The sequence below is a fragment of the Comamonas serinivorans genome (assembly GCF_002158865.1).
Lineage (GTDB): Bacteria > Pseudomonadota > Gammaproteobacteria > Burkholderiales > Burkholderiaceae_C > Comamonas_E > Comamonas_E serinivorans.
Window position 1 is genome coordinate 4,465,740 of record NZ_CP021455.1, and the last position, 23,109, is coordinate 4,488,848.

Here is a 23,109-nt window from a genome sequence, read left to right on the forward strand (position 1 = left end):
ACAGGAGACACCATGAGCGAATCCACCCTGAACACCGGGACACCGGACCTGCTGGCCACGCTGGACGCCGGCGTGCTGACCCTGACCCTGAACCGCCCCGATGCGCGCAACGCCATGAGCCGCGCCATGACCACGGCCCTGCAGGAGCAGCTGGCCCTGGCCGAGTTCAACCACGATGTGCGCTGCATCGTGTTGACCGGCGCCGGCAAAGGCTTTTGCGCGGGCGGCGACGTCAAGGGCATGGCCGCCAGCGGCGATGGCACCGTGGGTGCGCAAACCATCGACCAGGCCATTCACCGTCAGCGCGTCAACCAGCGCGCCACGGCCGGCAAGCTGTTCAAGATGCCCAAACCCACGCTGGCCGCGCTGCCCGGCGCGGCCGCCGGCGCCGGCCTGGCGCTGGCCCTGGCCTGCGACCTGCGCATCATGGCCAGCACGGCCGTCATGACCACGGCATTCGCCAAGGTGGGCTTCTCGGGGGACTACGGCGGCACCTACTTCCTCACGCAGCTGGTCGGCACGGCCAAGGCGCGCGAGCTGTACTACCTGTCCGATCGCGTCAGCGCAGACGAGGCCTTGCGCCTGGGCCTGACCAACTGGGTCTGCGCGCCCGACGAATTGGCCGAGCGCACGCGCGCACTGGCCCAACGCCTGGCCGCAGGCCCCGCGGTGGCGTACCGCTACATGAAAGAAAACCTCAACCGCGCGCTGGCCGGCGAGGTCGACGATTGCATGGACCTGGAAGCCACGCACCATGTGCACTGCGGCCAGACGGAAGACCACCGCGAGGCCACCAAGGCCTTCGTCGCCAAGCGCGAACCGGTCTTCCACGGACGTTGACATGGCCACCCCCGTCACACGCCAGGAGGCCATCGCCGCGCTGACCGCGCCTGGCATGCCTTACGCGCTGGAAGAACTCACTGCGCTGGGCCGCAAGGTCCGCGTGTTCAGCAAAGCGCCGGCCTCGCTGCGCGTGCTGTACGAGGAGACCGCCACCGACCTGCCCTTCCTGGTCTACCAGGACGAGCGCATGACATTCGCCGAAGCCTGGCGCGCGGCCAGCCGCGTCGGCCATGTGCTCGTGCACGGCTGCGGCGTGCGCCCGGGCGACCGCGTGGCGATTGCCATGCGCAACTACCCCGAATGGGTGCTGGCCTTTTGCGCGATCACGAGCATCGGCGCCGTGGCCGTGGCCATGAACGGCCACTGGCAGGCCGACGAGCTGCTCTACGGCCTGCAGGACAGCGGTGCCACAGTGGTGCTGGCCGACGCCGAACGCCTGGCCCGGCTGACCCAGCCCCAGGTGCGCGCCGCGCTGCCGCAGCTGCAGTGCCTGGCCGTGCGCACGCCCGAGCTGCCGGCCGGCGTGCGTGCGCTGCAAGCGCTGACCGATGCGGTGGGCGAGGTGTCCATGCCACCCGCCAGCATCGCGCCCGACGACCACGCCACCATCCTGTACACCTCCGGCTCCACGGGCCATCCCAAGGGCGTGGTCTCCACGCACCGCAACATCCTGTCGGCCCTGCTGTCCTGGGAGCTCGACCGCGCCGTGGCCGAGCGCGTGGCCGGCCTGGAGCCTCCCGCCGTGCCGCCGCCCCAGCCCGGCACGCTGCTGGCCGTGCCGCTGTTCCATGTGTCGGGCCTGCACGCGTCCTACCTGGTCGGCTACCGCATGCAGCGGCGCATGGTCGCCATGTACCGCTGGGACGCCGAACAGGCGGCCGAGCTCATCGCGCGCGAGCGCCTGACCTCGGTCAACGCGCCGGCCGCGATGACGGGCGACCTGGTCCGCGTGGCGCGGCAGAACAGGCTGAGCCTGGACACGCTCGTGACCGTGGGCGGCGGCGGCGCGCCGCGCGCGCCCGAGCAGGTGCGCCAGATCGGCGCGAGCTTCGGCCATGCCCTGCCCAACACGGGCTGGGGCATGACCGAGACCAACGCCATCGGCACCGGCATCGGCGGCGAGGACTACCTGGCCCTGCCCGCCAGCTCGGGTCGCTGCGCGCTGGTGCTGGAGCTGCGCATCGTCGACGAGACGGGGCAGACGCTGCCGGCGGGCCAGCGCGGCGAACTGCTGGTGCGCGGCACCTCGGTGTTCCCGGGCTACTGGAACCGGCCCGAGGCCAATGCGCGCAGCTTCGTCGATGGCGACTGGTTCCGCACCGGCGATGTGGCCTACATCGACGACGAAGGCTTCCTCTTCATCGTCGACCGCATCAAGGACCTCATCATCCGCGGCGGCGAGAACATCGGCTGCGGCCAGGTGGAGGCCGCGCTGCTGTTACACCCCGACGTGCACGAAGCCGCGGTCTATGCCGTGCCCGACGAGCGCATGGGCGAGGAGGTCGGCGCCACGGTCCACGGCGCCCCTGGCCTGGACGTCGAGGCGCTGCGCGCCTTCCTCACCCAGCACCTCGCGCGCTTCGAGATCCCGCGCTACATCCGCGTCGCCACCGAGCCGCTGCCGCGCACGCCGTCCGGCAAGATCCTCAAGCGCCAGATCCAGCAGGCCGCGCTGGCCGAGCACCAGGGCCAAGCCACCAGCGTGTGAGCACCGCCGGGCCGCCCCAAGGGGCTCAACACCGCAGCGCGCAGCGCGAAGGTACGCCATGACCGCAGCTTCCCACGCCCTGGCCAGCCGCTTCGTCACGGGACCGATCACGCCCGTGCTGCTGCGGTTTGCGCTGCCGCTGCTCACCACCAATTTGTTGCACGCCGCCCTGGGCACCTGGGCCGCGCTGTGGGTGGGGCAATTGCTGGGCGCCCACGCGTTGCCGGCCGTGGCCACGGCGGCGGTGCTGGTGTTCATGCTGATGGGCGCAGTGATGGGCATGGGCACCGCGGCCGGGGTGGCCATCGGCCAGTCGCTGGGCGCGGGCGACGAAGACTCGGTCAAACGCGTGGCGGGCTGTGCACTGGCCTTTGTGACGGGCTTTTCGCTGCTGGTGGCCGCCGGCGGCTGGGCGCTGGCGCCGCTCGTCATCGATGCCCTGGGCACGCCAGCGCAAGCCCGCAGCTTCGCGGTGGTGCACCTGCGCTTCACATGCCTGTCCATGCCGGCGCTCTTCATCTACCTGGTGCTGGTGATGATGCTGCGCGGCAGCGGTGATTCGCGCACGCCTTTTCGCTTCACGCTGGTCTGGATCGGGTTGTCGCTGCTGCTGGTGCCGGTGCTGCTGCGCCTGCTGGGCATTGCCGGCGTGGGCTTGGCCAACCTGCTGGGCGCAGGCACCGCGCTGGCGGGCTTGCTCACCTATGTGTACCGCTGGCGCCTGCCGATTGCCCTGCGCGGCGCGGACATCCGGCACCTGCGGCCCGAGCGCGCCTTGCTGCTGCTCATGCTGCGGCGTGGCGTGCCGGTGGCGCTGGAGTCCATCGTCACGCAGGGAGCGTACTTCGTCTTGCTGAGCCTGGTCAACCGCTATGGCGCGACCACGGCGGCGGCGTATGCGGGGGCGGCCCAGCTGTGGACCTATGTGCAGGTGCCGGGCAACGCCCTGGCCGCGTCCATGTCGGCCATGGCCGCCATGAACATCGGCGCCGGCCGCTGGCCCCGCGTGGAGCAGATCGCACTGCGCGGCTGCCTGGCCAGCCTGGCCGTCTCCACCGCGGCCACCTTGCTCATCTACACGCTGGGTGCGGTGTTCGATGACTTGCCGCTGCGCCTGTTCATCCGCGCCGATGAGGCGGTGCTGGCGCAGGCGCGCCACATCCACTTCACCACGCTGTGGGGCTGGATTGCGCTGTCCGTCACCGTCGGCCTCTTTGCCGTGGTGCGCGCCAACGGCGCCATGCTGGCGCCCACGCTGATCTTCGTCGTCACGATGTGGGTGTTTCGCGTGCCGTTTGCGATGGGGCTGGCCCCCTGGCTGGGCAGCGCCGCCATTTGGTGGAGTTTTCCGTTCGGCAGCATCAGCTCTGCCTTGCTGGCCTGGGCCTACTTCCGCTGGGGCACCTGGCGCCAGCGGCCGCTGATGCTGAGCACCGTGACGTCGCACCGGCCCACAGAGGCCACCTTTTCTTCAGGAGACTGACATGGACACACCCCGCCCCCAAGCTGGCACCCAGGCCTGGTTGAACCAGGTGCGCGAGGAGCCGCTGGATCCCGACCGCCCCATCATCGACCCGCACCACCACCTCTGGCGCGCGCGCGGCGACTGGGGACCCTACCTGCTGGGCCAGCTGTGGGCCGACACGGGCGCCGGCCACAACATCCAGAAGACCGTGTTCATCGAATGCCGGGCCGGCTACCGCACGGATGGGCCCGAGCACCTGCGCAGTGTGGGCGAGGCGGAATTCGTGGCCGGCATCGCGCGCGCGGGCCGCGAAGGCGGTGGCGGCGCCGAGATCGCGGGCTTCGTCGGCCACACCGACCTGCGCCAGCCCGAGGCGCAACTGCGCGAGGTGCTGGCCGCGCAGGTGGACGCGGCCCAAGGCCTGTTTCGCGGCATCCGCCATGCCGGCGCCCGCGACCCGCAGCCCCAGCACCTGGTCATTCCGGGGCATGGCGCTGAAGGCCTGTACGCCGACGCCGGCTTTCGCGCCGGCGTGGCCCTGCTGGGCCGCCTGGGCTACACCTACGACACTTGGCACTACCACCACCAGAACGCCGACTTTGCCGCCCTGGCGCGGGCCGTGCCCGGCACGACCCTGGTGCTCGACCACTTCGGCACGCCGCTGGGCGTGGGCCCTTACGCCGGCCAGCGCGACGCCATCTTCAGCCAGTGGCAACGCGACATCGAGGCGATTGCGCGCTGCCCCAACGTGGTCGCCAAGCTCGGCGGCCTGGCCATGCCCGACAACGGCTTTGGCTGGGACAACCGGGCGCTGCCGGCCCATTCGGACGAGCTGGTCGAGGCCCAGGGCCGCTACTACCACCACGCCATCGCGTGCTTTGGGCCCGAGCGCTGCATGTTCGAGAGCAACTTCCCGGTGGACCGGCGCTCGCTGCCCTACGTGAGCTACTGGAACGCCATGAAGAAGATGGCGGCGGCGTATTCGGCCGATGAACAACACGCGATGTTCTTTGGCACGGCGCAGCGCGTGTACGCGCTGTGAGGGGGCGCCTGACCGGCTTGGCGCATCCGCAAGGCCATGCCATGCCATGCCATGCCATGGGAACGGTCATCCATTGATGGGTATGCCTGAATTGCCGTTTTAATTAAAACGGCAATGACCACATACTGCTAATTTCAGGATGATCCCACAGTCGCGTCAAGGCGGCGTGAGGATGCCAGTGAACAGCGGCTGTGCGTACAGCGGCACGGCATCGTCCACGCCGACATCGCCCACCCAGTTGCGCAGCGAGGCGGCGGCATTGACCATGGCGGCCACCTGCTGGGCGGCCAGGCTGGCATCGACGGGGCGAATGGCCCCCTCGCGCATGCCGTCGACGATGAACAGGCCAAAGCGCTCGGTCAACTGGTTGCCCCGCTGGATGGGGTCATGGCGTGCGCCCTCGGCCAGCGCGCTGCGGGCCGATGAGCGCAGCAACGGACCGGCCTCGGACAGCTGAAACCGCACCAGGGCGCAGGTGCTGGTCACCAGCCGCTCCCAGCCCGACGGGGTCTGGGCCATGGCCTGCAGCTGGGTCTGGCGGATGACGTCGAAACTGCGCGCGAAGCACTGCGCGATCAGCTCGTCTTTGCTGGCATGGTGGTGGTAGAACGAGCCCTTGGTCAAGTGCAGGCGCGCCGAAATGGCGCTGACCGAGGCGCCGCGAAAGCCTTGCTCATTCACGAGTGCGGTGGCGGCACGCAAGAAGGCTTCGCGCACCTCGGAGCCATCGGCCTGCGCAGGGGCCGCGCGCAAGGCCGGCAGCTCGGGCATCGCCGGGGCGCGCCAGGCTTGCGGCTGGGCCGCCAGCCCACCCAGCAGCAGATCAGCCAGCGCATCGGCCGCGTGGCCATAGTCGTCCGGCTCGTAGCGGTCGATCCAGGTGTGCATGCCATTGGCCAGGGTTTGCAGCAGGTGGGTTCGCGCATTGCGGTGCGCGTGCTGCCAGCCTGGATCACTCGGGAGGCACTGACGCAGGCTGCGAAACAGGCTGTTGTAGGCCTCTGCCACGCGGTCGCCATGCGGTGGCGCCAGCGCGCGAACCTCCTGGAAGGACACCAGCGCCCCCCGCCGCCCCGTGGCCATGTCGGCCAGCAAGGCCGCCTGACCGCGGAGGAAGGCGTGAATGCGTTGTGCGGGCGAGGGCTGCGTGAGGGCGGCTTGCACCACCCCCTGCATCGCCGCGATGGCTTGCAGCATGCAGTCGGCCGCCAGGTCTTCCTTGCGCCGGTGGTAGTAGCTGACGCTGGCTTTTTGCAGGCCCACGCGCTCGGCCACGCTGGCCAGGGTGACGCCCTTCAGACCATGCCGGTTGAACTCCTCCGCCGCCACGGCGAGGATGGCCTCCCGCTTGACCTGAAAGCGATCGGTGGTGCGGTTGGCCGTCGGTGGCGCGGCCACGCGGTGCTGGGGTGTCTGACCCGGCGCAGTGCTCACAGGGGCCCTCGTGGCGGGCGTGTTGGCTGGTGGCATGTCGGTGTTCCGGTGAGCGTGCCGTCGCAGGGCATCTCCATACTCAAAAGATGAAAAATCGATGACGCATCACGCTCGATGGGGATAGCTTACAGGCATGCAGCGGGATCACGTTGCTGGTGATCTTTGCTATGCTGTCGCGAAACGGACTCCTCGGCCTGCGCCGATATTCCATACTGAATGTCCGAATTCACCCCTTAACCACCACGTCTCGGAGACGCCAGACCATGAGCAAGACCACCCCGACATTCGGGTTCAACCCCAGCGACGAACTGAACGACCTGCGCATGTCCGCCAAGGCCTTGCCGCTGTATGAGCACGTGAAGCGCTTCGTCGCCGAAACGGTGGCGCCGATGGCGGAGAAGTACGAAGCCCTGGGCAAGAACCGCGTCGGGGAAGACCGCTGGCAATACGCGCCCGGTCAGCTGGAGCTGCTCGAGGCCGCCAAAGACCAGGCCAAGAAAGAAGGCCTGTGGAACTTCTTCCTGCCCGACGCGGAAACGGGCGAGGGCCTGTCGAACCTGGACTACGCCTACATCGCCTCGGAGCTGGGCAAGCAGCCGCTGGCCAGCGAATGCATGAACTGCTCGGCGCCCGACACCGGCAACATGGAAGTGCTGGAGCGCGTGGGCACGCCGGAGCAAAAAGAGCGCTGGCTCAAGCCGCTGCTGAACGGTGAAATCCGCTCGGCCTACTCCATGACCGAAGTGCACCATGCCTCGTCGGACGCCAAGAACGTGGCCACCAGCGCCGTGCTGGATGGTGACGAGTGGGTCATCAACGGCGAGAAGCACTACATCTCGGGCGCAGGCAGCCCACGCTGCAAGATCCTGATCACCATGGTGCGCACCAGCCCCGATGCGCCGGCGCACAAGCAGCAATCCATGATCCTGGTGCCCAAGGACACCCCGGGCGTCAAGATCGTCGGCGCCATGCACGTGTTCGCCGAGGACCATGCCCCGCACGGCCACATGCACGTGGTGTACGACAACGTGCGCGTGCCCAAGGAAAACATGCTGCTGGGCGAAGGCCGCGGCTTCGAGATCTCGCAGCTGCGCCTGGGCCCCGGTCGCATCCACCACTGCATGCGCTCGATCGGCGCGGCCGAGAAGGCGCTGGACCTGATGGTCGAGCGCGGCATCTCGCGCGAAGCCTTCGGCAAGCAGCTGGCCTGGCTGGGCGGCAACGTGGAGATCATCTCTCGCGCGCGCATCGAGATCGAGAGCATGCGGCTCATGGTGCTCAAGGCGGCCAAGGCCATGGACGTGCTGGGCAACCGCGAGGCGCGCCAGTGGGTGCACATGGTCAAGGCCATGGTGCCCGAGCGCGTCTGCAAGATCATCGACCAGGCGATCCAGATGCACGGCGCGCTGGGCGTGTCGCAGCACACGCCGCTGGCCCACATGTACGCGCAGCAGCGCACGCTGCGCCTGGCCGACGGTCCGGATGAGGTGCACCACCTCGTGGTGGGGCGCAACGAGATCCGCATGCACGAAGGCAGCAAGGAAGACGACGCCAGCATGGCAGCCGTGTTCCGCAACTGATCCAGCCTTGGATTCGACAACCTAGGCCCTGGGCTTGCTGCCCAGGCCTTTCAGGGCACACCGGTTCGCCTGCTTGGCGACCGGTGTGCTTTTTTGTGGCCCAACCATCTCGCCTCGAATCGCCCCGCTCGGGCGTCTGGGGCTTCGCAGCGACGGTCATCGAGTTGCAGGCCGCCCAAGGATGTGCTGAGTGACCCGATTGCTTACTCAGCCAGGCTTTCTGGCGATGGCACGGCGCATCGTCCGCAGGTGGCTGATCATCTTGCGTCGTCGCGGCGGCCAGCGGGCGCTCATCGCCCTTGAACAGCTCGCCGCGTCGGTTGAAGATGGAAATGAATGGGCTCGAAAAGAGACCCGCGCTGACAACCTGACCAAGACCGCCAAAGGGTCAAGTCGGTGAACAGCGTCTTGAATGCGCCATGACGATATGCAGTATGCAGCCATTTCCGTTTAAAAATGAACGGCAATCGGCTCATACTCCATCATGAAAATCCCCACCCCGGGCCCATTTTCACAGACACACGCCGACTAAATATGGGCGGCTAACCACTGGTTACGGCAGCGTCTCTTGACGACCTCACACAACGCGCCCAAGAAAAAACCGCTGCTATTGCATGAATAGCAGCGGTTCTTTGTGCCACATGGGCGAATTCTGGTGGCCTGGGGCGGAATCGAACCACCGACACGCGGATTTTCAATCCGCTGCTCTACCAACTGAGCTACCAGGCCGTCAAAGATGAAATTGTAGCACGGTTTTTGCGACTCGCGCAAACGATCTTCATCAATTGTTGCCCACCACCTGGCGCTTGTTGCGCGAGAGGTCGACACCCAGCTGCTTGAGCTTGCGGTACAGGTGGGTGCGCTCCAAGCCGGTCTTCTCGGCCACACGCGTCATGGAGCCGCCCTCTTTCGACAGGTGGAACTCGAAATACGCCTTCTCGAACTCATCGCGCGCTTCGCGCAGGGGTTTGTCGAGCTCGAAACTCTGTTGGTCCTGGGGCCCCAGGTTGGCCGGCAGGGTCGACACCTGGCCGCCGGTCATCGCCTCCTCCACCGTCACCTCGGCACCGCTGGGGCGCGCAGGCACGGGCACCTCGCGCGCCATGCTGACCTCCGCCACATGACGCGCCAACGCAGCCCGCGCGAGCGATTGCTCCACGGCCTTGAGCAGCTTCTGCAGGGTGATCGGCTTTTCGAGGAAGGATTGGGCCCCGATGCGGGTGGCTTCGACGGCTGTGTCGATCGTGGCATGCCCGCTCATCATGATGACGGGCATGTCGAGCTGACCGGTTGACGCCCACTCCTTGAGCAGGGTCACCCCATCGGTGTCCGGCATCCAGATGTCGAGCAGGACCAGATCGGGCCGCGAGGCATTGCGCAAGGCACGGGCTTCCGCCGCGTTCTCGGCGAGGTCCACATGATGTCCTTCATCGTTGAGGATTTCGGACAGCAGATCTCGAATACCTAGTTCATCGTCGACGACAAGAATGTTTGCCATGTCTCGCGTTCTTCCTCTCCACATGCCGTCCCTGCGGGCTCATGAGACAGCTTCTGATTGGGGGCCCGGGATGTTGAATGATAACGACACTTGTGCGCCAGCGACGGTGCCGTTGTTCACACGATTGCCCAGATCGATTTGCGCACCGTGCTCTTCTGCTATCTTTTTTACGACAGCCAGCCCCAAACCGGTGCCTTTGTCCTTGGTGGTCACATAGGGCTCGAAGGCCCGTTTGAGGATCATGTCACTGAACCCCGGCCCTGTGTCGACGATGCTCAGGCGCACGCGGCGGGCGTTCTCCAGCCACTGGGTGCGCACCGTCACGGTGGGCATGTCCTCGTGGCTGCCCGGGGCCTCGCACGCGTCGAGCGCGTTCTGGATGAGGTTGTGCACCACCTGGCGCAGCTGCATGGCATCGCCCAGGATGTCGGGGCAGCGCTCATCGAGTTCGCACACCAGGTGCACCTGGTGGCGCGGCATCGGGCCTTCGAAGTCATACATGTGCATGATGTCGGTCAGCAGCGCGTTGAGGTTGATGGGGTGCAGCTGCGCCGCAGGCAGGCGGGCGTAATCGCGGAACTCGTTCACCAGGCGCTTCATCGCATCCACCTGGTCGACGATGGTCTTGACCCCCTTGACCAGCACGGCCTGATCCTGACCCTCCAGCTTGCGCGCCAGCTTGTACTCCAGGCGTTCGGCCGACAGCTGGATGGGGGTCAGCGGGTTCTTGATCTCATGCGCCAGACGCCGGGCCACCTCGCCCCAGGCCTGCATGCGCTGGGCCGATACCACTTCGCTGATGTCGTCGAACACCAGCAGCCGCGTGGCATCGGGCAGTACCGCCCCCGCACCACCAGGGTCTGGGCATCGGCGGGCACGCCTTGCTCGTTGTCGCGCAAGGTGAAGGTGTGCTGCCAATGGTCGAGCAGGTGCTCTTCGCGTCCCGCGTCCAACAGGGCAAACTGCTGCTGCACACCAGCCCCCAGCTCGGCCAGGCCGGCCAGCTCGGCCAGCGGCTTGTGCATGCTGGCGGCGACCGGCACCCGCAGGATGCGCGTGGCGCCCGGGTTGGCGCTTTGGATGTGGCCCTGCTCGTCCAGCACCATCACGCCCGCGGTGATGTTGTCCAGGATGGTCTGCAGGCTGCCGCGGGCCTCGTCCAGCTGGGCCATGCTGCGCGCCACGGCCTCACGGGCGTCGGCCAGCTGGCGCGTCATGTCGGCAAACGAGCGCGTGAGCCCGCCCATTTCGTCCATGCCATAGAGCATGGGCTTGGGGCGCAGGTCGCCGGCGGCCACCTGGCGCACCCCGTCGGCCAGCATGAGCAAGGGCGTCGCCAGCTGCTTGCCAAAGAAGGCCGCAAACAGCAGCGCACCGAACACCGCCAGGAACAGCGCCAAGGTCAAGGTACCGATGTACATGCGCTTGAGACCTTCACGGCTCAACGCACGCTCTTGATACTCCCGATTGGCCTCTTGCACCGCAATCGCGTTCTGCACCAGGGTCTTGGGCAAGGGCTGGACCACCTCCAGAAAGCGGTTGTCCACGGCCAGGCCCAGGCCCGAGCCGCTCACCACCGCCACGGCGCGGACGGTTGCCGGTGCGCCGTCCGGCTGCATGCCCCATTCGTCCACGCCTTCGACCTGCGTCACCACGTTGGCGGCCCGCGCACTGCGCAGCAGGTTCGCGCTGGGGCGCGTCCGGCTGATCTGGTAGCGCTGCTCGCCGGTGCTGGCCAGCAGCTGGCCGTTGGCCGACCACAGGGCCACCTCGGTGGCGCCCAGTTGATCGCGGATGCGCTCCAGCTCGACCCCCGCGGCGGCGTCCGGGGTGTCGTTCAGCCCGCGCGCCACGCCCCGCACCTGGCTGGCGAACTCCCCGGCCAGCGCATCCAGCGTGGCCGAGCCCAGGTTCACGCCCGCCGTCAGGGCGCCCTCCACCTTCACATCGAACCAGTTTTCAATCGAGCGCGCCACGAACTGGTAGGACACCAAATAGATCAGCAGCCCCGGCACCACGCTGGCCAGGCCAAAGATCATGGCGAACCGGATCAGCAAGCGGCTGCCGAACTTGCCCCGCCGCTGCCGCAGCCGCAGCCGCCACACGCCCCAGACGATGGCCAGTGCCAGCACGGTGGCCACCACCACATTGAGCACGAACAACCGTTCGTAGTTGCGCTCGTAAAAATCGCCGCTGCCGGTGGCCTGGGTCAACAGGAACAGCAGGACCAGGCCCACCGCCAGGCAGATCACGGCGATGCCACCAGCCGTGGCCTTGCGCAACTTGCGGCGCACACTGGGCGGTTGGGGCTCGGCGGTGTCGCTCATGGCGTTCGCGGCGGCACAGGGTCCACACGGAAGGTGGACAAGGCCCAGTCGGCATTGCCCGATTGGCCGATGACGAACGGTCGGGGCAACTGCTTGGCGTCGATGTCGAAGCTGAACTGCACCTCATGCCCATCCAGCTTGCCCAGGTGCTCGGCATCGGCAATCTGCCAGTGGGCAAAGCGGCCCATGGCGGCGACGGCGGCATCCAGCGACTCGAAGTACTGACTCAGGGACACCCCCAGCCCCGACGTGGCCAGCGGCGACGACGACGCATTCACCCGCCAGCGGCGGGTCAGCGGCTGGTAGACCAGGCGCATGTGCCGACTGGCTTGTGCCAGCACGGCATCGCGCCAGTACCAGCGCTCTTTCACCACCTGGACCGAGGCCACGAAATACAGCGGCACGCCCTTGTTCAGGGCCTCCTGCATGGCATGCGACACCGTGATCGCCAGCTGGGCCGTGAGGTAAAGGCCATCGCTCTCGTTCGTCAACTGGTATTCGGACACCTGGATGCTGCTGGGCTGCGCGCCGACGTCCACGGCCAGCAGCAACAAGGCCAGCGCCAGGCCCCAGGGCGCCAAAACGGCGCGCACCACGTCACGCCAGCCGCTTGTGCAGGCGTGCATAAAAGAAGCCATCGTGTTCACGGATCGAATTTTCGCCTGCGTCGGACGCGCTGGCTGACACCCCCGGCAGCAAATGCCCAGGGGCAGCGCAGGCCTGCGCATCGCTGTGGCGCTGAAGGAACAGCCGGATCTGATCCTCGCCCTCGGCCTTGAACACCGAGCAAGTGGCATACACCAGGGTGCCGCCAGGCCGGAGCACGGGCCACAGGCGCTCGAGCAAATTCCGCTGGGTCTGCACCAGGGCCTCGATGTCGGCGGCACGGCGCAACCAGGGCACATCCGGGTGGCGCCGCACGATGCCCGAGGCACTGCACGGGGCGTCGAGCAGGATGCCATCGAACGCCTGGCCGTCCCACCAGCCGGCCACGTCCGCGGCATCGGCGCAGCGCACCTCGGCGTTCAGCTGCAGCCGCGCCAGGTTGTCGTGGATGCGCGGCACCCGCGTGGCCTCGATCTCCAGCGCCAGCAACTCGGCGTCCGGCGCCACCTCAAGCAGGTGCGCCGTCTTGCCCCCCGGGGCGGCGCAGGCGTCCAGCAGGCGCAGGGGTTGCCGGGCGTTCAGCCCTTGCATCAACAGCGGGGCGGCCAGCTGGGCCGCGAGGTCCTGCACCGAAAACCACCCATCGGCGTACCCAGGCAGCTGGGTCACGGGCAGCGACCGGGCGAGCCGCACGCCCGCCTCACCCACGGGCTGCGCCGCCACACCGGCGGCAGCCAAGGCGTCAAGAAAAGCTGGGCGGTCGATGCGCAAGCGATTCACGCGCAGCACCAGTGGCGCGGCTTGCTGGCTGGCTTGCAGCACCGCCTGCCAATCCTGCGGATGGTCGCGGCGCACGCGCGCCACCCACCACGCCGGGTGATTCCATTGCGCCACCTCGTCCAGCTCGGCCAGCAGCTGCTCGCGCTCGCGCAAAAAGCGGCGCAGGCAGGCGTTGACGAAGCCCGCCTGTTTGCGCATGCCGGCGTGCCGCTGCGCAGCGGTCACCGCCTGGTCGACCAGCACGTGGTCGGCATAGGCGGGCGTGGCTTGCAGCAGCAAGGCCAGGGCCGTGATCAACAGGCCGGCCAGCGCCTCGGGCGGCTTGCGAGCGGCCAATCGGTTCAGCACCGCCTGCGCCCGGCCATGCTGGCGCATGGCCTGAAAGCTGAGTGCCTGCACGCCGCTGCGCAGCTCGGACGGCACGGTCGCCAACGCCGCGGTCAGCGAACGGCCTTTGCGCACGTCGCACACCACCAGCTGCGTGGCCTGCAGCAGGCGCCACAGGGGCGGCCCGAGGTCGGAAGGGCTCGCGGCGCTCATGGCGTGTGGCGCAGGCCGGCCAACGGGCCTGCGGGACGAAAGCCGAGGAAGCGCGCCAGCACCAGGGCCGGCAGGCGCGTGATGGCGAGGTTGTGCCGAGTCACCTCGGCGTTGAAGTCCTGAATCGCCGAGCCCAGCTTGAGCTCGAGCTGGGCCCTGCCCATCACGTCGTCGGGTATCCCCATGGTGGCGTTTGAAGTGTCATCGGCCAGCGCCGATGCGGGGTTGACATCGAGGCGATCGAGGGCTTGCTCGAACACCTGGTAAGCGGTGGACAGCATGGCCATGGCATCGGCGTCCAGCGGATGGCTGCGCGCATGCACCAGGGCCGCGTCCAGCTGCCGGGCCGCCGCCTGGCCGCTGCGCCAGGCCTGGTCCTGCAGGTCGTGCAGCTCGTCGAACAAGGGCGGTTGAACCGGCAACGGGTCGGGCGTCCCGTCCGCCGCAGCCTCGCCGGGCGTCGCAGCGGGCAACTCGGGCGACTGGGCCAGGGCCCACCCCACCTCATCCCGCATGGCCTGCTCCACGGCGGCCAGCGCGCTGACCACGGCGGCACGCAGCCGAACCAGGCGGTTGTAAGCCCCCAAGGCCCAGCAGATCAGGGCCAGCACCGCCAGCCAGGCAACGAGGGTCTGCATCGACATGGGCAAATTATGGTCTGTCGCCGGGCGCAAAACGCAAAAACCCCTCACCGGATACCGGCAAGGGGTTGATGGGCGATGAACCGTTGTCGAGATGAGCAGTATGGACCAGCTGCCGTTAAAGATTCAACGGCAATCAGCCCATACTCCCGTCATTCAACCGATCATCAATCGGCCGACGGGTCCATGGTTTCGCCCGGTGCGTCTTCCACCGCTTCGGCCCCGGCCAGCTCGGCCGCTTCGGCTTCGGCAATGGCTCGGCGCTCGGCTTCGTCCATGGCGTCCTTGGCACGACGGGCTTCGTGGTAGGCCATGCCGGTGCCGGCAGGGATCAGGCGACCCACGATCACGTTTTCCTTCAGGCCACGCAGCTCGTCGCGCTTGCCCATGATGGCCGCTTCGGTGAGCACGCGGGTCGTCTCCTGGAACGAGGCCGCCGAGAGGAAGCTGTCGGTCGACAGCGACGCCTTGGTGATGCCCAGCAGCAGGTTGCTGAAGGTGGCCGGCAGCTTGCTGTCGGCACGCAGCGCGTCGTTGGTGTTGAGCACCTCGGAACGCTCGACCTGTTCGCCGGCGATGTAGTTGGACTCGCCGGGGTTCTCGATGACCACGCGACGCAGCATCTGGCGAACGATCACCTCGATGTGCTTGTCGTTGATCTTCACGCCCTGCAGGCGGTACACGTCCTGCACCTCATCGACGATGTAGCGTGCCAGCTCTTCCATGCCCATCAGGCGCAGGATGTCCTGCGGGTCGGCGGCGCCATCGATGATGGTTTCGCCCTTGTTGACCACCTGGCCTTCGTGCACCAGCACGTTCTTTTCCTTGGGGATCAGCTCTTCCCACACCGAGCCTTCCGGATCGGTGATCTGCAGGCGGATCTTGCCCTTGGTTTCCTTGCCGAACGACACCGTGCCGGTGATCTCGGCCAGCACACCCTTGTCCTTGGGGGTACGGGCTTCGAACAGCTCGGCCACACGCGGCAGACCGCCGGTGATGTCCCGCGTCTTCTGGCCTTCGACCGGGATGCGGGCCAGCACTTCGCCAGGGCCCACGTCCTGACCGTCACGCACCTGGATCAGGGCGCCGACCTGGAAGCCGATGGTCACCGAGTGGTCGGTGCCGGGCAGCTTGACTTCGTTGCCCTGGGCATCGGCCAGCTTGACCTGCGGACGCACGACCTTGGCCGAACCGCGACGCTTGGGATCGATCACCACCAGCGTGGACAGGCCGGTCACTTCGTCGACCTGCTTGGCCACGGTGAGGCCTTCTTCCACGTTCTCGAACTTCACCTGACCGGCGTACTCGGTGATGATGGGGCGCGTCAGCGGGTCCCAGTTCGCCAGGATGGTGCCGGCCTTGATCTGCTGATCGGCCTTGATCGTCAGGATGGCGCCATACGGCACCTTGTGGCGCTCGCGCTCGCGGCCATGCTCGTCCTGGATGACGATTTCGCCGGAACGCGAAATCACCACCAGCTCGCCCTTGGTGTTGGTCACGTAACGCATCGTGGCGTTGAAGCCGATGATGCCGTTGGACTTGGCTTCCACGCTCGAGGCCACCGCGGCACGCGAGGCCGCGCCCCCGATGTGGAAGGTCCGCATGGTCAGCTGCGTGCCCGGCTCACCGATGGACTGGGCGGCGATCACGCCGACCGCCTCGCCCACGTTCACCAGACCGCCACGGCCCAGGTCGCGGCCATAGCACTTGGCGCACAGGCCAAAGCGCGTGGCGCAGGTCAGTGCGGTGCGCACCTTCACCTCGTCCACGCCGGCGGCTTCCATGACGTCGAGCAGGTCTTCGTCCAGCAGCGTGCCGGCGGGCACGATGACGGCACGCGTCTCGGGGTTCAGCACGTCTTCGGCAGCCGTGCGGCCCAGCACGCGGTCGCGCAGCGATTCGATGACTTCACCGCCCTCGACCACGGCGCGCATCAGCGAGCCGTCGTGCGTGCCGCAGTCGTGCTGCGTCACCACCAGATCCTGCGTCACGTCGACCAGACGGCGCGTCAGGTAACCCGAGTTCGCCGTCTTCAAGGCCGTATCGGCCAGACCCTTACGTGCACCGTGCGTCGAGATGAAGTACTGCAGCACGTTCAGGCCTTCACGGAAGTTGGCCGTGATGGGCGTCTCGATGATGGAGCCGTCGGGCTTGGCCATCAGGCCGCGCATGCCGGCCAGCTGGCGGATCTGTGCCGCAGAGCCCCGGGCACCGGAGTCGGCCATCATGTAAATCGCGTTGAACGATTCCTGATCGACTTCCTTGCCGTGGCGGTCCGTGGTCTTTTGAACCTTGAGCTGGTTCATCATCACCTTGGAGACCTCGTCACCGGCCTTGCCCCAGATGTCCACCACCTTGTTGTAGCGCTCACCGGCCGTCACCAGACCCGAGACGTACTGCTGCTCGATCTCTTTGACCTCTTTTTCGGCCGCATCGATGATGCTGGTCTTCTCCGGCGGCACCAGCATGTCTTCGATGGCGATCGAGATGCCGGCACGCGTGGCCAGGCGGAAGCCGTTTTGCAGCAGCTTGTCCGCGAACACCACGGTTTCCTTCAGGCCGCACTTGCGGAAGGACGCGTTGATGAGGCGCGAGATCTCCTTCTTCTTGAGCGGACGGTTCAGGTTCTCGAACGGCAGGCCCTTGGGCAGGATTTCGGACAGCAGCGCGCGACCCACGGTGGTGTCCACCACGCTGGTCGAACCCTGGAACTCGCCCGTGGCCTTGTCCTTGGTGTACTGCGTCAGGCGCACGCCGATCTTGGACGTCAGCTCCACCTGGCCGGCCTCGAGCGCGCGCTCGATTTCGCCCAGGTCGGCAAACACCATGCCTTCGCCCTTGCCGTTGATCTTCTCGCGGGTGGCGTAGTACAGACCCAGCACGACGTCTTGCGACGGCACGATGGAGGGTTCGCCCGAAGCCGGGAACAGCACGTTGTTCGAGGCCAGCATCAGCGTGCGGGCTTCGACCTGTGCTTCCACCGACAGCGGCACGTGAACGGCCATCTGGTCACCGTCGAAGTCGGCGTTGAAGGCCGCGCAGACCAGCGGGTGCAGCTGAATGGCCTTGCCTTCGATCAGGATGGGCTCGAAGGCCTGGATGCCGAGGCGGTGCAGCGTGGGCGCACGGTTCAGCATCACGGGGTGTTCCTTGATGACCTCATCCAGGATGTCCCACACCACCGGCGTACCGCTTTCGACTTCCTTCTTGGCGGCCTTGATCGTCGTGGCGATGCCCATGGCTTCCAGGCGCGCAAAGATGAAGGGCTTGAACAGCTCCAGCGCCATCAGCTTGGGCAGACCGCACTGGTGCAGCTTGAGGTAAGGACCCACGGTGATCACGGAACGACCGGAGTAGTCCACGCGCTTGCCCAGCAGGTTCTGGCGGAAGCGACCGCTCTTGCCCTTGATCATGTCGGCCAGCGACTTCAGGGCGCGCTTGTTCGCGCCCGTCATGGCCTTGCCACGGCGGCCGTTGTCCAGCAGCGAATCGACGGCTTCCTGCAGCATGCGCTTTTCGTTGCGCGCGATGATTTCTGGCGCCTTCAGCTCCAGCAAACGGCGCAGACGGCTGTTGCGGTTGATGACGCGGCGGTACAGGTCGTTCAGGTCGGACGTGGCGAAGCGGCCACCGTCCAGCGGCACCAGCGGACGCAGGTCCGGCGGCAGCACGGGCAACACCTGCAGCACCATCCACTCGGGCTTGATGCCCGACTTCTTGAAGGCCTCGAGCACCTTCAGGCGCTTGGAGTTCTTCTTGACCTTGACTTCGGAACCCGTCAGGTCGCCGCGCAGGCGCTCGATCTCGGTTTCGATGTCGATGGCTTCCAGCAGGTCCTTGACGCCTTCGGCGCCCATCTTGGCCTCGAACTCGTCGCCGTATTCCTTGCGCTTGGCGTCGTAGTCGTCCTCGCTCATGATGCCGCCCTTTTTCAGGGGCGTCATGCCGGGGTCGGTCACCACGTAGGCTTCAAAGTACAGCACGCGTTCGATGTCGCGCAGCGTCATGTCCAGCACCAGGCCCAGACGCGACGGCAGCGACTTCAGGAACCAGATGTGGGCGCAGGGCGCGGCCAGGTCGATGTGACCCATGCGCTCGCGGCGCACCTTGGTCTGCGTGACTTCGACGCCGCACTTCTCGCAGATCACGCCGCGGTGCTTGAGGCGCTTGTACTTGCCGCACAGGCACTCGTAGTCCTTGATGGGGCCGAAGATCTTGGCGCAGAACAGGCCGTCACGCTCGGGCTTGAACGTGCGGTAGTTGATGGTCTCGGGCTTCTTCACCTCACCGAACGACCACGAGCGAATCTTTTCGGGCGAGGCCACGCCGATCTTGATGGCATCGAAGTGCTCATCGGGCGTGAACTGCTTGAACAGGTCGAGTAGCGATTTCATGTGACTCTTTCCGTTTCAGTGTTTCTTATTACAGGGGTATCAGGCTATTCCCGTTTGTTTTCAATCGGGAATCAGCCCATACCCCCTGCATGGATCAGTTGCGTTCGAGCTCGATGTCGAGGCCCAGAGAGCGGATTTCCTTCACCAGCACGTTGAAGGACTCCGGCATGCCGGCGGTGATCGAGTGCTCGCCCTTGACGATGGACTCGTACACCTTGGTGCGGCCCTGCACGTCGTCGGACTTCACGGTCAGCATTTCCTGCAGCACGTAGGCGGCGCCATAGGCTTCCAGCGCCCACATTTCCATCTCCCCGAAACGCTGGCCACCGAACTGGGCCTTGCCGCCCAGCGGTTGCTGCGTGACCAGCGAGTACGGGCCGGTGGAGCGGGCGTGCATCTTGTCGTCGACCAGGTGATGCAGCTTCAGGAAGTGCATGTAGCCGATGGTCGTCGGACGATCGAACCGATCGCCGGTGCGGCCGTCGTACAGGTACGCCTGCGTGCGCGTGGGCGTCAGGCCCTTGCGTTGCGCCTCTTCCTCGGGGTAGGCCACCTGCAGCATGTCGTAGATGTCCTGCTCTTCGGCACCGTCGAACACCGGCGTGGCGAACGGCAGACCGCCCTTCAGGTTCTCGGCCATGGCCAGGATCTGGTCATCCGAGAACGCGTTCAGGTCTTCCTGGTGGCCACGCGTGTTGTAGAGCTTCTCGAAGTACTGACGCAGCTCGGCGACCTTGACCTCTTGAGCCAGCATGTCGTTGATGCGCTGGCCAATGCCCTTGGCCGCCCAACCCAGGTGGACCTCGAGCACCTGACCCACGTTCATGCGCGATGGCACGCCCAGCGGGTTCAGCACGATGTCGGCGGGCGTGCCGTCGGCCATGTGCGGCATGTCTTCGATCGGGACGATCTTGGACACCACGCCCTTGTTGCCGTGACGGCCGGCCATCTTGTCGCCGGGCTGCAGGCGGCGCTTGACGGCCAGGTAGACCTTGACCATCTTGAGCACGCCCGTGGGCAGCTCGTCACCCTGCGTGAGCTTCTTGCGCTTTTCTTCAAACGACAGGTCGAAGTTGTGGCGCTGCTGCTCGATCGAGTTCTTGATCGATTCGAGCTGCGAGGCGATCTCGTCTTCGGCCGGACGGATGTCGAACCAGTGGTACTTCTCGACCGAGTCCAGGTAGGCCTTGTCGATGGTGCTGCCCTTGGACAGCTTGTTCGGGCCGCCGTTGGCCTTGCGGCCGGTCAGCAGCTTCTCGATCCGGGCGAAGGCGTCGGCTTCGGCAATGCGCAGCTGGTCGTTCAGGTCCAGGCGATAGCGCTTGAGTTCATCGTCGATGATCTGCTGGGCGCGCTTGTCGCGCTGGATGCCTTCACGCGTGAACACCTGCACGTCGATCACGGTGCCTTGCGAGCCCTGGTCCACACGCAGCGAGGTGTCCTTCACGTCGGAAGCCTTCTCGCCGAAGATGGCGCGCAGCAGCTTCTCTTCAGGCGTCAGCGTGGTCTCTCCCTTGGGCGTGACCTTGCCGACCAGCACATCGCCGGGCTGCACTTCGGCACCCACGTAGATGATGCCGGACTCGTCCAGGCGGTTGAGCTGCTGTTCCGACAGGTTCGGGATGTCGCGGGTGATTTCCTCCGGGCCCAGCTTGGTGTCGCGGGCCATGACCACCAGCTCCTCGATGTGGATCGAGGTGTAGCGGTCATCGGCCACCACGCGCTCGGAGATCATCACCGAGTCTTCGAAGTTGTAGCCGTTCCAGGGCATGAACGCGATCAGCATGTTCTGGCCGATGGCGATTTCACCCAGGTCGGTCGAGGCGCCGTCGGCGATCACGTCGCCCTTGGCCAGCACGTCACCGCGCTTGACGATGGGGCGCTGGTGGATGTTGGTGTTCTGGTTGGAGCGCTGATACTTGATCAGGTTGTAGATGTCCACACCGATCTCACCGGCCACGGCTTCTTCGTCGTTGACGCGGATCACGATGCGCGAGGCATCGATGTAGTCGACCACGCCACCACGCTTGGCCGTCACCACGGTGCCGGAGTCGACCGCGGCGACGCGTTCGATGCCGGTGCCGACCAAGGGTTTCTCGGGACGCAGCACGGGCACGGCCTGGCGCGACATGTTGGCGCCCATCAACGCGCGGTTCGCGTCATCGTGCTCCAGGAAGGGCACGAGCGAGGCGGCCACGGAGACGATCTGCGCGGGCGACACGTCCATGTACTGGACACGTTCGGCCGACACCAGGGTCGATTCGCCCTTTTCGCGCGCCGACACCAGGTCACCCGTCAGGCGGCCTTCGGCGTCGAGTTCAGCGTTGGCCTGGGCGATGATGTACTTGCCTTCTTCGATGGCCGACAGGTAGTCGATGTCCATCGTCACCTTGCCATCGACCACACGGCGGTACGGCGTTTCGATGAAGCCGTATTCGTTCAGGCGGGCATACAGGGCCAGCGAGTTGATCAGGCCGATGTTCGGGCCTTCAGGCGTTTCGATCGGGCAGACGCGGCCGTAGTGGGTCACGTGCACGTCGCGCACTTCGAAGCCGGCACGCTCGCGCGTCAGACCGCCCGGGCCCAGGGCCGAGACGCGGCGCTTGTGCGTGATCTCGGCCAGCGGGTTGGTCTGGTCCATGAACTGCGACAGCTGCGAAGCACCGAAGAACTCCTTGAGCGCCGCCGAAATCGGCTTGGAGTTGATCAGGTCGTGCGGCATCAGGGGGTCCTGCTCGGCCTGACCCAGACGCTCCTTCACCGCCTTCTCGATGCGCGCCAGGCCGGTGCGGAACTGGTTCTCGGCCAGCTCGCCCACACAACGCACGCGGCGGTTGCCCAGGTGGTCGATGTCATCGACCTCACCGCGGCCGTTGCGCAACTCCACCAGGATCTTCACCACGGCGAGGATGTCCTCGTTGGTCAGCACCATGGGGCCGGTGGCTTCGTCGCGGCCCACCTTGGCGTTGAACTTCATGCGGCCCACGCGCGACAGGTCGTAGGTGTCGGGGTTGTAGAACAGGCGCTGGAACAGGGCCTGCACGGCATCCTCGGTCGGCGGCTCGCCGGGGCGCATCATGCGGTAGATGGCCACGCGTGCGGCGAATTCATCCACCGTTTCGTCGATGCGCAGGGTCTGCGAGATGTGCGCCCCCTGGTCCAGCTCGTTCGTGTAGATGCACTGGATGTCGTGGATGCCGGATGCGCGCAGCTTCTTCAGCAGGGTTTCGGTCAGCTCTTCGTTGGCCTTCGCCAGGATCTCACCCGAATCGGGGTCGATGATGTTCTTGGCAACGACACGGCCGAGCAGGAAGTCCTCGGGCACGGAGATGTGCGTGGTGCCGGATTGCTCCAGTTCACGCGTGTGACGCGCGGTGACCCGCTTGTCCTTGGCGACCACGACCTTGCCCGACTTGTCGGTGATGTCGAAGCGCGCCACTTCACCCTTGAGGCGATCGGCCACGAACTCCATCTGCGCGCCGCTTTCCATCAACTTGAACTGGTCGTTGACGTAGAAGTTGGCGAGGATGCTCTCAGGCGTCATGCCGATGGCCTTGAGCAGGATGGTGGCCGGCATCTTGCGACGGCGGTCGACGCGGAAATACAGCACGTCCTTCGGGTCGAACTCGAAGTCCAACCAGGAACCGCGGTAGGGGATGATGCGTGCCGAGAACAGCAGCTTGCCGGAGCTGTGCGTCTTGCCCTTGTCGTGCTCAAAGAACACGCCCGGCGAACGGTGCAGCTGCGAAACGATCACGCGCTCGGTGCCGTTGACGATGAACGAGCCCTTGTCGGTCATGAGGGGCACTTCGCCCATGTAGACCTCTTGCTCCTTCACTTCCTTGACGACCTTGGACTGGGAGGTCGACGACTCGCGGTCGTAAATGATGAGCTGCACGCGCGCGCGCACGGCCGAAGCGAAGGTCAGACCACGCGTCTGACATTCGCGCACGTCGAACGCCGGCTTGGCCAGGTTGTACTCGATGAACTTCATCTCCACGTAGCCGTTGTGGGAGACGATGGGGAACGCCGATTCGAAGGCAGCTTGCAGGCCTTCGTGGGTGCGCTTCTTGGGCGCAGCGTCTGCTTGCAGAAACGCCGTGTAGGCATCGCGTTGCATCTGCAGCAGGTAGGGCACTTCAAGCACGCTCTCGCGCGTGCCAAAGCTTTTGCGAATGCGCTTGCGTTCGGTATAGGTGTAGGCCATGAATTCTCCGGGCAAGTCAGGGACCCTGAATCTTTGGCGACTGG

At 66.3% G+C, this 23,109-nt stretch carries 13 protein-coding genes, 1 tRNA gene and 1 pseudogene; 6 read left to right on the top strand and 9 right to left on the bottom strand.

Annotation, left to right across the window (positions count from 1 at the left end; all coding sequences use genetic code 11):
- Positions 1–12 precede the first annotated feature (12 nt).
- From CCO03_RS19115 to CCO03_RS19130, 4 genes are read left to right on the top strand one after another with little or no spacing between them, the layout of a single operon-like run.
- Positions 13–840 carry an enoyl-CoA hydratase gene (locus CCO03_RS19115; RefSeq protein ID WP_087283701.1) on the top strand — a complete coding sequence of 276 codons (828 nt, stop codon included), beginning with the start codon at positions 13–15 and terminating at the stop codon, positions 838–840.
- Between the two features lies 1 nt (position 841).
- Positions 842–2,551 carry a class I adenylate-forming enzyme family protein gene (locus CCO03_RS19120; protein ID WP_087283704.1) on the top strand — a complete coding sequence of 570 codons (1,710 nt, stop codon included), beginning with the start codon at positions 842–844 and terminating at the stop codon, positions 2,549–2,551.
- A gap of 58 nt (positions 2,552–2,609) precedes the next feature.
- The gene (locus CCO03_RS19125; protein ID WP_087283706.1) at positions 2,610–4,034 is read left to right on the top strand and encodes an MATE family efflux transporter; all 1,425 of its coding nucleotides are present in this window, start codon (positions 2,610–2,612) and stop codon (positions 4,032–4,034) included.
- 1 nt (position 4,035) lies between these two features.
- Positions 4,036–5,058 carry an amidohydrolase family protein gene (locus CCO03_RS19130; protein ID WP_087283709.1) on the top strand — a complete coding sequence of 341 codons (1,023 nt, stop codon included), beginning with the start codon at positions 4,036–4,038 and terminating at the stop codon, positions 5,056–5,058.
- Between the two features lie 156 nt (positions 5,059–5,214).
- Here the strand turns inward: CCO03_RS19130 and CCO03_RS19135 are convergent, their stop codons facing one another.
- The gene (locus tag CCO03_RS19135) at positions 5,215–6,492 is read right to left on the bottom strand and encodes a TetR/AcrR family transcriptional regulator (RefSeq protein ID WP_205690338.1); all 1,278 of its coding nucleotides are present in this window, start codon (positions 6,490–6,492) and stop codon (positions 5,215–5,217) included.
- 323 nt (positions 6,493–6,815) lie between these two features.
- Here CCO03_RS19135 and CCO03_RS19140 point away from each other — a divergent pair, with 323 nt between their 5' ends.
- Both CCO03_RS19140 and CCO03_RS20005 read left to right on the top strand, forming a co-directional pair.
- A complete protein-coding gene (locus CCO03_RS19140; RefSeq protein WP_418236066.1) occupies positions 6,816–8,072 on the top strand; it encodes an acyl-CoA dehydrogenase family protein in 1,257 nt (418 codons plus the stop codon).
- Positions 8,073–8,262: 190 nt separating this feature from the next.
- A complete protein-coding gene (locus tag CCO03_RS20005) occupies positions 8,263–8,472 on the top strand; it encodes a hypothetical protein (protein ID WP_157667809.1) in 210 nt (69 codons plus the stop codon).
- A 253-nt stretch (positions 8,473–8,725) separates the two neighbouring features.
- Here CCO03_RS20005 and CCO03_RS19145 read toward each other — a convergent pair.
- The 8 genes and pseudogenes from CCO03_RS19145 to rpoB all read right to left on the bottom strand — a co-directional run bounded on the left by CCO03_RS19145 (position 8,726) and on the right by rpoB (position 23,065).
- A tRNA-Phe gene (locus tag CCO03_RS19145) sits at positions 8,726–8,801 on the bottom strand.
- A gap of 52 nt (positions 8,802–8,853) precedes the next feature.
- Positions 8,854–9,570: a response regulator gene (locus CCO03_RS19150; protein WP_087283717.1), complete on the bottom strand. Its 717-nt coding sequence runs from the start codon at positions 9,568–9,570 to the stop codon at positions 8,854–8,856.
- Positions 9,571–9,609: 39 nt separating this feature from the next.
- A pseudogene (locus CCO03_RS19155) lies at positions 9,610–11,897 on the bottom strand (sensor histidine kinase).
- The gene (locus tag CCO03_RS19160; protein ID WP_157667810.1) at positions 11,894–12,523 is read right to left on the bottom strand and encodes a DUF4390 domain-containing protein; all 630 of its coding nucleotides are present in this window, start codon (positions 12,521–12,523) and stop codon (positions 11,894–11,896) included. Before CCO03_RS19160 ends, CCO03_RS19155 begins: the two are co-directional and overlap by 4 nt.
- Positions 12,495–13,823 (bottom strand): 16S rRNA (cytosine(967)-C(5))-methyltransferase RsmB, encoded by a 1,329-nt coding sequence (gene rsmB / locus CCO03_RS19165; RefSeq protein ID WP_087283722.1) that lies wholly within the window; start codon positions 13,821–13,823, stop codon positions 12,495–12,497. Before rsmB ends, CCO03_RS19160 begins: the two co-directional genes overlap by 29 nt.
- A complete protein-coding gene (locus CCO03_RS19170; protein WP_087283725.1) occupies positions 13,820–14,467 on the bottom strand; it encodes a hypothetical protein in 648 nt (215 codons plus the stop codon). Before CCO03_RS19170 ends, rsmB begins: the two co-directional genes overlap by 4 nt.
- Positions 14,468–14,631: 164 nt before the next feature.
- Positions 14,632–18,858, bottom strand: coding sequence for a DNA-directed RNA polymerase subunit beta' (rpoC, locus tag CCO03_RS19175; protein WP_087283731.1), 4,227 nt, complete (start codon positions 18,856–18,858; stop codon positions 14,632–14,634).
- A 94-nt stretch (positions 18,859–18,952) separates the two neighbouring features.
- On the bottom strand, positions 18,953–23,065 hold the full coding sequence (rpoB, locus tag CCO03_RS19180; protein ID WP_087283734.1) for a DNA-directed RNA polymerase subunit beta: 4,113 nt from the start codon (positions 23,063–23,065) through the stop codon (positions 18,953–18,955).
- Positions 23,066–23,109 lie beyond the last annotated feature (44 nt).

What these genes read in the sequence shown, in the direction of transcription:
- CCO03_RS19115 (WP_087283701.1), top strand. Translation starts at nt 13, where the DNA reads ATGAGCGAATCCACCCTGAACACCGGGACACCGGACCTGCTGGCCACG.
- CCO03_RS19120 (WP_087283704.1), top strand. Translation starts at nt 842, where the DNA reads ATGGCCACCCCCGTCACACGCCAGGAGGCCATCGCCGCGCTGACCGCG.
- CCO03_RS19125 (WP_087283706.1), top strand. Translation starts at nt 2,610, where the DNA reads ATGACCGCAGCTTCCCACGCCCTGGCCAGCCGCTTCGTCACGGGACCG.
- CCO03_RS19130 (WP_087283709.1), top strand. Translation starts at nt 4,036, where the DNA reads ATGGACACACCCCGCCCCCAAGCTGGCACCCAGGCCTGGTTGAACCAG.
- CCO03_RS19140 (WP_418236066.1), top strand. Translation starts at nt 6,816, where the DNA reads ATGTCCGCCAAGGCCTTGCCGCTGTATGAGCACGTGAAGCGCTTCGTC.
- CCO03_RS19150 (WP_087283717.1), bottom strand. Translation starts at nt 9,570, where the DNA reads ATGGCAAACATTCTTGTCGTCGACGATGAACTAGGTATTCGAGATCTG.
- CCO03_RS19160 (WP_157667810.1), bottom strand. Translation starts at nt 12,523, where the DNA reads ATGCACGCCTGCACAAGCGGCTGGCGTGACGTGGTGCGCGCCGTTTTG.
- rsmB (WP_087283722.1), bottom strand. Translation starts at nt 13,823, where the DNA reads ATGAGCGCCGCGAGCCCTTCCGACCTCGGGCCGCCCCTGTGGCGCCTG.
- CCO03_RS19170 (WP_087283725.1), bottom strand. Translation starts at nt 14,467, where the DNA reads ATGTCGATGCAGACCCTCGTTGCCTGGCTGGCGGTGCTGGCCCTGATC.
- rpoC (WP_087283731.1), bottom strand. Translation starts at nt 18,858, where the DNA reads ATGAAATCGCTACTCGACCTGTTCAAGCAGTTCACGCCCGATGAGCAC.
- rpoB (WP_087283734.1), bottom strand. Translation starts at nt 23,065, where the DNA reads ATGGCCTACACCTATACCGAACGCAAGCGCATTCGCAAAAGCTTTGGC.